Raw genomic sequence first — 12,631 nt, 5'->3', positions numbered from 1 at the left:
TAATCGATTTAAAAATGGTAAATTAGCGTGATTTTTCTTAAGGCCATGAATTCTGAAAGGCAACGTCCGCTCAGACTCGTTTTTGATATGAAAATACTTCTCAAATTAGCGTTAAGCATTTGCGCACTCAACCTGTTAACCGGCTGTGAAAAAACGGCTGACCAAAATAAGGTTCGTCAATCTGGGTTTGTCTATTGTGGCCAAGGCAGCCTGAGCACTTTCAATCCTCAGCTTGTTGATAGTGGCATCACTGTCGATGTATTAAGCCCGCAAATTTATAATACACTACTGACGCTTGACTCAGAGACCCTGAAACCTGTTCCAAGCCTAGCGAAAAGCTGGCATGTCAACCAAGCGGGAACCGAATACACGTTTGATTTACGCCACGACATTCCGTTTCAAACCACGTCTTGGTTTACACCCAGCCGCACTATGAACGCCGCTGACGTCGTATTCAGTTTTCGTCGTATTATTGATGCAAACAATCCTTACCACTATGTGCATGGTGGTGTTTACCCGTGGTTTACCGGACTTGATTTTCAAAATATGTTACTGAGCGTCAAAGCGGTTGACAAATACACGGTAAAATTTACGCTCAATCACCCTAATAATAGTTTTCTCGAAAACTTAGCGACACCACATGCTGTCGTGCTATCGAAAGAATACGCTAATAAGTTACAGCGTAACGGAGAGAAAGAGCATCTTGATACTCACCCTGTTGGTACAGGCCCATTCTATCTCAGCGATTATGAAATTAACGACTATGTACGTTTAAAGCGCAACAATCATTATTGGGATGGCGTGGCTAAAATGCAGCAAGTAGTGCTGAATATATCCCAACGCGGGACAGGCTCACTGGCCAAATTATTAAGTGGAGAGTGCGATGTTCTTAATGCTCCCATTGCCAGCCAGTTACCGACAATTAAACGTCATAAACATATTGCATTAACCTCAAAGCCTGCCATGAATGTCGCGTTTTTAGCCTTGAATACAGCGAAAAATGGGCTTGATGATGTTCGCGTGCGCAAAGCGATCAGTTATGCGATTAATCGCCAAAATATATTAGATTCCGTGTTTTATGGTACAGGCAGTATTGCTTATAATATTTTACCGCCGACTTCTTGGGCCTATAACCGCGATTCTTCACAAATTCGTTTTGACAGAAATTACGCGTTAGCCTTGTTGCGTGCAGCAGGTTTTGAGCATGGATTAGAATTAACCATGTCAGTCCCCGCCGCGCCGCGGCGTTACGATCCGAGCCCACGCAAAACGGCCGAGTTAATTCAATCGAATTTAGCCGATGTCGGAATAACGGTTACCTTGGTGCCAGAAGAGCGTTTAACACGCAATGAGCTCGCCGCACGTGATGATATTGATATATACTTAACTGGCTGGGAAGGTACTACAACCGATCCGGACAGTTTTTTACGTCCTCTACTCTCTTGTGATGCGAATAAAGCCGGCTTGAATTATTCAATGTGGTGTAATAAGGATTTTGATTTTATTCTCGATTTAGCACTGGAAGTCACTCGACCTCGCTATCGTTTGAACTTGTATAAACAAGCGCAAAATATACTCAATCAAGAATTTCCACTGATCCCACTCGCTCATGGAAAGCAATTTAACGCTTATAACGACTCCCTGTCTGGTATTCAAATGACTCCTTTCAACTTGCAGCCGTTTAATACAGTCGAGAGGGTGAAGAACTAATGCTAAATTATACTGTACGCCGCTTATTTCTGTTTATTGTGACCCTACTTGTATTAACTCTCGTCGGTTATAACCTGTTACGGCTCGATCCTATTTCGCCATGGTCACAACAAGCCTTTTTCCCAGGATGGTTAACTTATATTAAAGAGTTACTCCATTTAAATTTTGGGACCACCAAGGATGGCGTGCCGATTATTAAAGAGCTCGCGTTAGTCTTTCCTGCCACTCTCGATTTGTGTATTGTCGCGTTTATATTTTCACTAATTATCGGTTTGCCAATTGGGACCGTGGCCGGAATGAAACAAGGTAAAAACCTCGATACCGTGATTAAATTTGTGTCTATGTCCGGTTACTCTGCCCCGATTTTTTGGGTGGCATTAATGATGATCATGCTGTTTTCTTTTCATTTAGGCTTATTACCAGTCTCGGGTCGCTATGACTTATTATATGACGTGAAACATATTACCGGGTTTGCACTGATCGATGCGTTGCTATCCACTGGCCCATATCACACCGCGGCGGTGCAAAGTGTGATTACTCATATGATCATGCCTTGTATCGTATTGGCCATCTCTCCGACCACGCAGGTGATTACCTTGATGAGAACCTCGGTGTCTGATGTGATGTCACAAAACTATGTGCGCGCAGCAAGAATTAAAGGTTTATCCAATTTTGAAATCATTACGCAACATGTGTTACGTAATGCGATTCCGCCTATTATTCCTAAATTCGGTGTGCAATTATCCAGTATGCTGACACTCGCAATTATTACTGAGTCTATCTTCGATTGGCCGGGAATTGGTCGCTGGTTATTAGATGCATTATCCAGTCAGGATTACACCTCGATTCAAGCTGGAGTGATGGTGATTGGATGTTTAGTTCTCACCGCGATTATTATTTCAGATTTAGTTGGTGCAATGGTGAACCCACTGGTAAGGAAAGACTGGTATGCTAACCACTAATATTTATCAAGAAGATCACATCCCGACTCAGTTCCAGCGTTTTTGGCGCAGTTATCGAACCGATAAACTGAGTATGTTTGGGTTATGGGCCTTATTCATTTTAGTGCTTATTACGCTGTCTTCTTTATGGATTGCTCCTCATGATCCCCATGCGCAAAGCCATCAATTATTGTTACCGCCCTCTTGGGATATGAATGGCCAAGTTGAGCACTTCTTTGGAACCGATGATTTAGGTCGAGATATTTTATCTCGCCTTATCGATGGCACAAGGCTTACCTTTGGCGCCTCAATCATTATTACGTTTCTTGCTAGCCTTGTCGGCTGCTCGATCGGTTTTATGGCTGGGATGACGAAAGGTTGGGCATCCAGTATTTTGAACCATTTGTTTGATACTGTTATGTCTATCCCCTCTTTATTGTTGGCGATCATTTTTGTCGCTTTTTTAGGATTTGGGGAATTCAATGTATTACTCGCGATCGGTCTCGCGCTCATTCCACGTTTCATACGTTCAGTGTACTTAGCAGTACATAACGAAGTCGAAAAAGATTACATCATGGCTGCACGGCTTGATGGTGCGAGCGATTTTTATTTATTTTGGCACTCAATTTTACCGAATATATTGCCAATGATCGTCGCAGAAATGGCGTTAGCATTAACCAGCGCCATTCTGGATATTACCGCTTTAGGTTTTCTTGGTTTAGGCGCGCAAGCCCCTAGTACTGAGTGGGGCGCGATGCTTGGCGACTCTGTCGAATTGATTTATCTGGCTCCTTGGACCGTGACATTACCCGGTATCGCGATTATGTTTACCGTCATCATGGTCAACTTAGTCGGTGAAGGCGTACGTCAAGCACTAAAAGCGGGAGTGGAATAATGCCTATTTTAGATATTCGCCATCTCACGATCGAGATAGACACACCCCAAGGCTTGGTTAAAGCCGTTGACCGGATGAGTCTAACGATGTCCGAAGGTCAAATTCGCGGACTCGTCGGGGAATCAGGATCGGGAAAAAGCTTAGTGGCTAAAGCGCTCGTCGGTGTAACCAAAGATAACTGGCGCATTACCGCGGATCGGCTACGTTTGGATAATATTGATTTATTACAACTGACACCACGAGAGCGTCGCCGTGTGATTGCTCGTGATATTGCTATGATATTCCAAGAACCCTCTACGTGTTTGGATCCCTCTGATGAAGTGGGTAAACAGCTTGAAGAATCGATTCCCGAACGCACATTTAAAGGTCGCTGGTGGCAAAAAAGACGGTGGCGTAAACAGCAAGCCATTGCCTTATTACATAAAGTGGGCATTAAAGATCATCGCCGTGTCATGAAGAGCTATTCTTATGAGCTCACCGATGGTGAGTGTCAAAAAATCATGATTGCCATGGCCATTGCGACTAAGCCAAAATTACTGATTGCCGATGAGCCGACTAATGACTTGGACCCTATTACCCAATCACAGATCCTACGCTTACTAAGCCGTATGAACCAAGTGGGTAATACTTCTATCTTATTGATTGGCCATGATTTAAATACCATTACACAATGGGCTGATCGCATTACCGTCATGTATTGTGGACAATCCGTGGAATCAGCAGAGACGGCGCATTTGCTCGAATATCCTAAACACCCATACACCGTCGCACTCTTAAGAGCGATGCCAGATTTTAGTGATTGGATCCCGCCGAAACAAAAATTGCAATCATTGCCAGGTTCAATCCCACCATTACAGCATTTACCCATTGGCTGTCGTTTAGGCCCGCGCTGTCCACACGCGCAGCGGCAATGTGTTGAAGTGCCGAGAACTCGTTGGGTAAAAACCCACAAATATTCGTGTCATTTCCCTCTTAATATGGAGTAAGTAATCATGATTAATACCTCTTTATTAGAAGTGGATAATTTATCGAAAAACTTTGTCACCCGCTCAGGACTTTTTCACAAAGAAGTGCATCAAGCGGTGAAACCTGTCAGTTTTTGCCTTGAAGCCGGACAAACAGTCGGGTTTATTGGCAAAAATGGCTCGGGAAAATCAACATTAGCACGCATGCTTTCGGGTATGATTGAACCAAGTAGCGGCGAAATACGGGTCAATGGCGAACCTCTTGTCCATAAAGACTATACAACCCGTTGTAAATTGATTCGGATGATATTCCAAGATCCGAATACGTCTTTAAACCCAAGGTTACAAATAGGCCGTATTTTGGAAGGGCCTTTAAAGCGGAATACCGCTATGTCACCGAAAGACCGTATGAAACGCGTGAAAGATACATTAGTCCGTGTCGGATTATTACCCGAGCATGCCTATTTTTATCCACAAATGCTGGCAACGGGTCAAAAACAGCGGGTATGTTTGGCGAGAGCGTTAATTTTGCAGCCTTCGATTATTGTTGCTGATGAAGCGTTAAACGGTCTGGATATGGCCATGCGTTCGCAAATTATTAATCTCTTCTTAGATCTACAAGAAGAAATGGGCGTATCGTTTGTCTATGTTTCACAGCATATCGGCGTGGTAAAACATATCACAGACAAAGTAATGGTGATGCACGAAGGCGAAGTGGTTGAGTTTGGTAATACGCAGGACGTTTTGTCTAATCCACAACATCCCATAACGGAACGTATGATCGAAAGCCATTTTCATAAAGCGCCCAAATTCAAATCTAACAGTAAGCGAAGTTCCGCGCGCTAACTCTTGAGTTCAGATAGTAAAAAGTAGAGACAAGTCACTAAGAATTTTACAAATTAGTACTTTGCGAGTACGCAGGTTTTCACACCATGAGCTATGCTTATTGCTAGTGAAAACCAGAGGAAACGACAGTAATGCCTATCGCTCGATTTTTTATTTTACTGCTCTGTTACTCCATTATGCTCCCTGTCGCCCAAGCAGCGGAGCAAAAGATAGTTGTCGCCGCTCAAGGTGAGTGGCCTCCCTACATTATCAACACCAAACCAGCATCAGGGTTATCTGTCGAAATAGCTCGAGCTGCCTTCAAGAGTCAAAACTATCAATTAGTGATAGAGATCAAACCTTGGTCACGTGCTTTAAAGGAAGCCGAATATGGTAGAGACATTGTGCTAATTGCCGCATGGTTTTCTAACAAACGTGATAAAACATTGCTGTTCTCTAAACCTTATCTTTATAACGAAATCAGTTTAATTTCGCGCAAAGACAATGTATTTGATTGGAAGACATTTGAAGATCTCAATGGAAAAACTGTTGGGACAATACAGAACTATGCGTATGACGATGAATTTATGGCCAATCCTTGGACGAACAAAGTATTAGCTGAGAATCTCATGGTGAATATTCGTAAAGTCCTTGCCGGGCGAATCGACATGTTTATCGAGGAATACCGTGTCGCGCAGTGGACGATGAAAAAGAATGGTATTAATCCAAATGAATTTAGAAAAGTCTCGCCTAATGTCGCATTCAGTGGTTTATATGTCGCTTCTGGCAAAGAGAACCCTAAAGCGAAAGAATACATCGACGCTTTTAACCGTGGACTGAAAGCAATCCGTATTTCAGGAGAGCTTGAACGTATTATTCATCGCTACGAACAATAGTGGTAGACTGTAATATCGCAGCTAACGACTAAGCCATTTTATGCAGCCTATTATTGCGCTCTCTTGGGGCGATATCGCCTTCTTCTCGCTAATATTAATTGTGCCTTATGGTATTAATTATGTGTACCAATTACAGCTTGGTAAAGACAGCGCTATTGCATTAGTCAGAATGACAATCCAATTATTATTAGTGGGGAGTTATTTGACGTTCTTTTTCCAATTAAATAATTTCTGGGTCAATAGCGCATGGCTGTTGGTAATGGTTTTGGTCGGCGCCAGTAGCGTGCTCAGTAAAGCAAAGCTCAGACAGAAAAAACTGCTACTCTCAGTGACAGCGTCACTGCTAATAAGTATGTGCCCCGTATTAGCAATTCTGTGTATCGGCTTAATACACCCCTCACCTTGGTATAATGCTCAGTACCTCATTCCCCTTGCGGGTATGTTACTTGGTAATACTATCAGCAGTAATATTATAGGTTTGCAGAATTTATCGGCGTGCTTTCAACAGCGTTATGATGAGTATGAGGCGGCAATTGCGTTAGGCGCACGGCCTAGTGATGCTTCACGTATTTTTGTACAAGAGTCCTTAAGAAAAGGGAGTGCCCCTTTACTCGCTTCGATTGCGACTATTGGCTTAGTGACCTTACCCGGCATGATGACAGGACAAATACTCAGCGGCACGAGTCCACTGGTTGCTATTAAATATCAATTAATCATTATGATCGCTATTTTTGTCACTATGTCTTCATCTTTGGTTCTCACTTTACAATTCTCCTTACGTAGTTGCCAAAATTCGAGTGGTAAAGTCACCCTCAACTAGTACACACCCCCTAACTTCACGCCCTTAAATTGTGCAAATAACGCACTAATTTTTAGCAACTTTAGTTACTCACCTTTTCTGAAACAGGTTATCCACAGAAAATGTGGATAACCCTTAAGTCTTATATGCATCAGAACTCATCACTATAAAAAAAGACGCGATATCATCGCGTCTTTTCGTGTTAAGCAGGCTCAATTTGAGGATGACTTAGTCGCTTTTCTTTAAGAATACGACCCAGTACAACAATCCCACTACAAGTCCGCCACCAATCATATTGCCAATGGTAACTGGAATCAGGTTATTCAGGATAAACGTTGCCCAGTTAAGATCACCAAATTGCGCAACGGTGGTTCCCGTCATTTGCCAAAAACTTTCTGGAGCAAATGCTTTAATGCCGATGGCCATCGGTACTTGAAACATGTTAGCAATACAGTGCTCAAAACCACATGCAACGAACATTGCAACAGGCAACATCAGCAACAACACTTTGTCAGACATCGAGCGAGCGCCGAAAGTCATCCACACAGCCAAGCACACTAAAAGGTTACACATCAAACCTAATGCAACGGCTTGAATAAACGTATGGTGCAGCTTATGTTGCGAAATATGCATCGCATGGATACCGACCAAGCCATGATCACTCACATATTGCTGAGTCAGTAGCATAATCCCCACAAGTAACATGGAGCCGCAAAAGTTACCGGCATATACCACGGCCCAGTTACTAAGCATTTGCTTCCAGGTGATTTTGCCACACGCTTTTGCAACAAGCGTTAAGACTGAACTGGTAAAGAGCTCACCGCCGGTCACAACAACCAAAATTAAGCCTAAGCTAAACGCCAGTCCGCCGATCAGTTTAGTAAAACCGAACGCAATATCTTGAGTACCGGTTGTCACTAATGTGTAAAATACAAAAGCAATACCAATCTGCATACCTGCCGATATAGCCAATAAAAAAGATTTAAAAAGTGGTTTTGTTGCCTTACCAACCCCAACTTCAGAAGCACGCAAAGCCATTTGCTGAGGGGACAAAGCGTCGATTTGATTCAATTCCATAATAAGTAGACACGTTTTGATACAAAAAGTGGCAGAATCATCGCGTTAATTGCATACCAATTCAAGTGTTATTTGATTTTTTTAACTAAACAATACAAGTTATTCATACTTTTAAAATGTTTTATAACGAATTCTCTTATTTAGTACCTATTATCGCCGTACCTACACACACTGTCGTCATTCAATAACATTATTCGCTATCGACAACCGAATAATTAACACACTTATTACTTATTGTTTATTTATGCTTTTTTCTCGCGATCATCTGCTTATTTTCAGTGGGTTGGCTAACATTTCTATTGAGAATATCTTGCGCTAAATAACATTTGGTTTATGTTAGAAGCAGGCCTGTATTTAGGAGAACACAATGAAATTTTCACTAGAACAACTAGACGAGTTAAATCTACTGCTTCATTTTAACCTCGACAGTGCCGCCGTTGGGATAAAAGTACACAGCGACGCACCCAATACTCACCAATACGCTATTGATAGACTCTATAAGAAAGGCTTATGTACCCTGCCAGACGGAGGTTACTTAACCCATGAAGGTATTGAAGCAGCTGAGCAAGCTCAGCGGCTTTATCGTATTATGAATTAAGTGCTTATACCTTCAGTGCTGCAGTGCAACTCTGTGACTGCAGCCTTTTATTACCTTGCGGTTCTCACTTCTCTCACGGCATTCATCAGGTACTCCACTCCTTTTCGCTTGACTGATCATAGTATTAGGTTATTCCCTTCTTATGTATGAAGTGTAAGATAGTTAGCACTAAGTATTGGTGAGCAGTATCCGCCAGCGCTAAACAACATAATGTGAAAAAGGAAGACGACCATGAGCCAAGTTGTGATTATTGGTGCGGGTTGGTTAGGTAAACCCCTAGCCCAAGCATTACTTGCTGACGGCCATCATGTCAGCGCGACAAAAACCAGTATTGATGGCGTAAACTCGCTCCAAGAGTGTGGGATCCCCGCTTTTGTTTGTGACCTTGCCAAACCTGAGTTTCTAGAAGAAGATTTACGGCAACGCGATTGTGAAATCGTTATCGGTTGCTTTCCACCAAGATTTCGCCATGGCAATACCGATGATTACGTGCACTACTGGGCCAGTGTGGTTACACATGCACGTACCGCAGGCGTTAAAAAAATCATGATGGTGAGTTCGACCTCTGTATACCCAGCAGCTGAAGGTACGATGGTTGAATCGGATGCCAGTTATGCCCAAAGTTTATCGTCTGATATGTTTACTGATAACGCCAAACGGTTGCTGCAAGCAGAGCAATGTGTCATCGATTCTGGGTTAGATTATACCATTGTACGCTGCAGTGGCTTAATTGGGCCAGACCGCCATCCCAGTCGTTTCGTTGCCCACCTTTCTGCGATCAGCGACCAAGCACCGGCGAATATGATCCACCAAACCGATGCGGTCGGTGTACTGCGTTATGCAGCGACGCATATCAGCAAAGAAGTGCTCAATGCCACCACGCCTGATACCGTCAATAAAGCTCAGTTCTACCAAGAAGCACTCAAACAGGCTAATTTAAATACGTCTTTCCCACCCATCACTCATACCGGTGATAAGCGTGTGAGTGCAGAAAAATTATTGGGATTAGGTTATGATTTTCATTATAAAAGTACTCTGGATGCAATTACTTTATAACGGGGAATCGTCTCTCGGTTAAGGTGCATCGCTGTGCCACATTACTCTCATAAGTAACATAAAAAGCGGGATGACCAACGTCATCCCGCTTCTACTCATTCCATGGCTATTAACGCTTTAATAGTTCTTTATAATGCAAACGACATACAGACACGTATTTATCGTTACCACCAATTGACACTTGCTCTCCTTCATCGATGGGTACGCCTTGTTCATCAGTCCGAATCACCATATTCGCCTTACGACCACAGTGACAAATCGTTTTTAATTCCACCAGCTTGTCGGCCCACGATAATAAATAGCGACTCCCTTCAAATAATTCGCCTTGGAAATCCGTTCTTAGTCCGTAGCACAAAACAGGAATACGCAGCTTATCGACCACTTCAGTGAGTTGATAGACTTGTTGTTTGGTTAAAAATTGGCATTCATCAACCAAAATACAATGATGTCGCTTGTCTTCGTGCAGCGCTTTGACTGACGTATAGAGATCCGTCTGTGCATTATACAAATGCGCTGGCTCTTCTAATCCAATTCGTGAACTGACTTTACCCACACCAAAACGATCATCGATGGCGGCGGTAAAAATAGCCGGCGTCATACCACGCTCTTTATAGTTGAATGCAGACTGCAAAAGAGTCGTTGATTTACCGGCGTTCATTGCCGAGTAATAAAAATACATTTGAGCCAAGTGGGAGTTCCTTATTTCGTTGAGCAAGGCGTCAACGGTAAGCCAGAAATAATGCGCCGCATTGTAGCAAAAAACCACCCGCATAGCATGTATGTTCCACCACGTTTATTGCGGGTTTACACCAATAAAAAAGGCGCCATATAGGCGCCTTTTACATCAAAAATTGACATTAAGAGTAAAGGATTATTCTTGCTCTTGGTTGTCTTCTTGTGCTTCTTTAACGGTTAGTGCTAGCTCTTCAAGCGCCGCTGGGTTAGCAAAGCTTGGGGCATCCGTTAACGGACAAGCGGCTGCGGTTGTTTTCGGGAAAGCAATCACATCACGGATGTTTTCCGTGCCACACAATAGCATAACTAGGCGGTCTAAACCGAACGCCAAGCCAGCGTGCGGTGGCGTACCGTATTTTAATGCATCCAATAGGAAACCAAACTTCTTACGCTGTTCTTCTGCTGTAATACCAAGCACATCAAACACCGCTTGTTGCATTTCAGCATCATGAATACGCACAGAGCCGCCACCCACTTCGTAGCCATTTAATACCATATCGTAGGCATTAGAATTGGCGGCTGTTGGATTCGCTTTGAACTCTTCAGCTGTTACGCCTAATGGCGCCGTGAATGGGTGGTGCATGGCCGCCATATTGCCGTCTTCATCACTTTCAAACATTGGGAAATCAATCACCCAAAGTGGCGCCCATGAATCTTCATTGGTCAGGCCAAGATCAGAGCCGACTTTCAAGCGCAGCGCGCCCATTGCGCTCGCGACAACATTGGCATTATCAGCGCCGAACAAAATGATATCGCCAGATTGTGCATTAGTTCGCTCAAGTAGGCTTTCGATGATGTCTGCTGACAAGAATTTGGCGACAGGAGATTGCACCCCTTCCGCTCCCGCAGCGCGATCGTTAACTTTCATCCAAGCAAGACCACGAGCACCGTACACAGAAACATATTGTGTATATTCATCAATCTGTTTACGCGTCAATGATGCGCCGCCAGGAACACATAATACCGCGACACGACCTTTTTCATCATTGGCAGGACCTGCAAACACTTTGAATTCTACGTCTTTCAATAGATCCGCAACATCGATCATTTCCAGTGGGTTACGTAGATCCGGTTTATCGGAACCGAAACGACGCATCGCTTCACTGTATTTCATTACAGGGAAATCACCCAGCTCAACGTCGAGTAAATCTTTCCACATATCATGAACCATTTTTTCCGTAATGGCGCGAACTTGCTCTGCAGTCATGAACGAGGTTTCAATATCAATCTGCGTAAACTCAGGCTGACGATCTGCACGCAAATCTTCATCACGGAAACATTTCACAATTTGATAGTAGCGATCAAAACCGGACATCATCAACAACTGTTTAAACAGCTGCGGTGATTGTGGCAATGCGTAAAATTTACCTTTATGAACACGGCTTGGCACTAAGTAGTCACGAGCACCTTCTGGCGTTGCTTTCGTTAATACAGGCGTTTCTATATCAAGAAAATCATTTTCATCAAGGAAACGACGGACATAACTGCTCGCTTTTGCTCGCAGTTTAATACGATCACTCATCTCTGGACGACGTAAATCAAGGTAACGATATTTTAAACGCTGCTCTTCAGAGTTTTTCTGGTTAGAGTCAAGCGGTAACGGCTCAGAGCGGTTAATAATCGTAATGCCTGTCGCTAATACTTCAATGCCACCTGTCGGCATATCTTTATTAACTTGGCTATCAGGACGCTCACGTACCGTACCTGACAACTGAATACAGAATTCACCACGCAGTTGGTTTGCAACTGCAAACACGTCTGCCATATCTGGGTCTACAACCACCTGAACGATACCTTCACGATCTCGCATATCGATAAAGATAAGACCGCCTAAATCACGACGACGATTAACCCAGCCGCTTAGTTCTACAGTTTGTCCTGCAAGGGACTTGTTCAGATGACCGCAATAATGGCTACGCATAATGAATTTCCCAATCTCTTTAATTAATCTTATAAACTTGAATACGACAGTTAAATTACTGCCCTTATATGCCATTTATACGCGGAACAGGCAGCAAAATCGACCATTGAGCGTATAAAATCCGCGTATTTCCCGACACTTGATGAAATTTGATACAAATTCTCACGTAAACCGTTCCACCAAGCAAAAAACGGGCGTCGATTATAGCGCTAA

General features: G+C 43.3%; 12 protein-coding genes. 9 read left to right on the top strand and 3 right to left on the bottom strand.

Annotation, left to right across the window (positions count from 1 at the left end; all coding sequences use genetic code 11):
* The first annotated feature begins 87 nt into the window (after positions 1 to 87).
* From sapA to OCU30_RS05610, 7 genes are all read left to right on the top strand, one after another.
* Positions 88 to 1,710, top strand: a complete 1,623-nt coding sequence (sapA, locus tag OCU30_RS05640) for an ABC transporter substrate-binding protein SapA (RefSeq protein ID WP_077313193.1) — start codon at positions 88 to 90, stop codon at positions 1,708 to 1,710.
* Positions 1,710 to 2,672, top strand: a complete 963-nt coding sequence (locus tag OCU30_RS05635; RefSeq protein ID WP_077313694.1) for an ABC transporter permease — start codon at positions 1,710 to 1,712, stop codon at positions 2,670 to 2,672. The genes sapA and OCU30_RS05635 overlap by 1 nt, the downstream gene beginning before the upstream one ends.
* A complete protein-coding gene (locus OCU30_RS05630) occupies positions 2,659 to 3,546 on the top strand; it encodes an ABC transporter permease subunit (RefSeq protein ID WP_077313195.1) in 888 nt (295 codons plus the stop codon). The genes OCU30_RS05635 and OCU30_RS05630 overlap by 14 nt, the downstream gene beginning before the upstream one ends.
* On the top strand, positions 3,546 to 4,532 hold the full coding sequence (locus OCU30_RS05625) for a peptide ABC transporter ATP-binding protein (RefSeq protein ID WP_077313197.1): 987 nt from the start codon (positions 3,546 to 3,548) through the stop codon (positions 4,530 to 4,532). The genes OCU30_RS05630 and OCU30_RS05625 overlap by 1 nt, the downstream gene beginning before the upstream one ends.
* Positions 4,533 to 4,538: 6 nt before the next feature.
* Entirely contained in the window at positions 4,539 to 5,357 is an 819-nt protein-coding gene (locus OCU30_RS05620; protein WP_077313199.1) for a peptide ABC transporter ATP-binding protein, read from the top strand.
* Positions 5,358 to 5,488: 131 nt separating this feature from the next.
* The gene (locus OCU30_RS05615) at positions 5,489 to 6,232 is read left to right on the top strand and encodes a substrate-binding periplasmic protein (RefSeq protein ID WP_235861828.1); all 744 of its coding nucleotides are present in this window, start codon (positions 5,489 to 5,491) and stop codon (positions 6,230 to 6,232) included.
* A 40-nt stretch (positions 6,233 to 6,272) separates the two neighbouring features.
* Positions 6,273 to 7,052, top strand: coding sequence for an ABC transporter permease (locus OCU30_RS05610; RefSeq protein ID WP_077313201.1), 780 nt, complete (start codon positions 6,273 to 6,275; stop codon positions 7,050 to 7,052).
* Between the two features lie 207 nt (positions 7,053 to 7,259).
* Here OCU30_RS05610 and focA read toward each other — a convergent pair whose 3' ends face one another.
* Positions 7,260 to 8,108 (bottom strand): formate transporter FocA, encoded by an 849-nt coding sequence (gene focA, locus OCU30_RS05605; protein ID WP_077313203.1) that lies wholly within the window; start codon positions 8,106 to 8,108, stop codon positions 7,260 to 7,262.
* Positions 8,109 to 8,475: 367 nt separating this feature from the next.
* On the opposite strand from focA, the gene OCU30_RS05600 reads away from it, so the two are divergent.
* Together OCU30_RS05600 and OCU30_RS05595 are read left to right on the top strand one after the other, a co-directional pair.
* Positions 8,476 to 8,706 (top strand): TIGR02647 family protein, encoded by a 231-nt coding sequence (locus OCU30_RS05600; RefSeq protein WP_077313206.1) that lies wholly within the window; start codon positions 8,476 to 8,478, stop codon positions 8,704 to 8,706.
* 231 nt (positions 8,707 to 8,937) lie between these two features.
* Positions 8,938 to 9,762 carry an NAD(P)H-binding protein gene (locus OCU30_RS05595; RefSeq protein ID WP_077313208.1) on the top strand — a complete coding sequence of 275 codons (825 nt, stop codon included), beginning with the start codon at positions 8,938 to 8,940 and terminating at the stop codon, positions 9,760 to 9,762.
* A 109-nt stretch (positions 9,763 to 9,871) separates the two neighbouring features.
* Here OCU30_RS05595 and OCU30_RS05590 read toward each other — a convergent pair whose 3' ends face one another.
* Positions 9,872 to 10,450: a thymidine kinase gene (locus OCU30_RS05590; RefSeq protein WP_077313210.1), complete on the bottom strand. Its 579-nt coding sequence runs from the start codon at positions 10,448 to 10,450 to the stop codon at positions 9,872 to 9,874.
* A 183-nt stretch (positions 10,451 to 10,633) separates the two neighbouring features.
* Positions 10,634 to 12,418, bottom strand: a complete 1,785-nt coding sequence (gene aspS / locus OCU30_RS05585) for an aspartate--tRNA ligase (RefSeq protein ID WP_077313212.1) — start codon at positions 12,416 to 12,418, stop codon at positions 10,634 to 10,636.
* Positions 12,419 to 12,631 lie beyond the last annotated feature (213 nt).

It is taken from the genome of Vibrio palustris, from assembly GCF_024346995.1.
In the GTDB taxonomy this organism is placed as follows: domain Bacteria; phylum Pseudomonadota; class Gammaproteobacteria; order Enterobacterales; family Vibrionaceae; genus Vibrio; species Vibrio palustris.
Note: the sequence above shows the minus strand (reverse complement) of the source record. Positions and strands in the feature narration are given on the sequence as shown.

Excerpts from the sequence above, each read along its gene's own strand:
- OCU30_RS05600 (WP_077313206.1), top strand. The coding sequence starts at position 8,476 with ATGAAATTTTCACTAGAACAACTAGACGAGTTAAATCTACTGCTTCAT.
- sapA (WP_077313193.1), top strand. The coding sequence starts at position 88 with ATGAAAATACTTCTCAAATTAGCGTTAAGCATTTGCGCACTCAACCTG.
- aspS (WP_077313212.1), bottom strand. The coding sequence starts at position 12,418 with ATGCGTAGCCATTATTGCGGTCATCTGAACAAGTCCCTTGCAGGACAA.
- OCU30_RS05630 (WP_077313195.1), top strand. The coding sequence starts at position 2,659 with ATGCTAACCACTAATATTTATCAAGAAGATCACATCCCGACTCAGTTC.
- focA (WP_077313203.1), bottom strand. The coding sequence starts at position 8,108 with ATGGAATTGAATCAAATCGACGCTTTGTCCCCTCAGCAAATGGCTTTG.
- OCU30_RS05615 (WP_235861828.1), top strand. The coding sequence starts at position 5,489 with ATGCCTATCGCTCGATTTTTTATTTTACTGCTCTGTTACTCCATTATG.
- OCU30_RS05635 (WP_077313694.1), top strand. The coding sequence starts at position 1,710 with ATGCTAAATTATACTGTACGCCGCTTATTTCTGTTTATTGTGACCCTA.
- OCU30_RS05625 (WP_077313197.1), top strand. The coding sequence starts at position 3,546 with ATGCCTATTTTAGATATTCGCCATCTCACGATCGAGATAGACACACCC.
- OCU30_RS05620 (WP_077313199.1), top strand. The coding sequence starts at position 4,539 with ATGATTAATACCTCTTTATTAGAAGTGGATAATTTATCGAAAAACTTT.
- OCU30_RS05610 (WP_077313201.1), top strand. The coding sequence starts at position 6,273 with ATGCAGCCTATTATTGCGCTCTCTTGGGGCGATATCGCCTTCTTCTCG.
- OCU30_RS05595 (WP_077313208.1), top strand. The coding sequence starts at position 8,938 with ATGAGCCAAGTTGTGATTATTGGTGCGGGTTGGTTAGGTAAACCCCTA.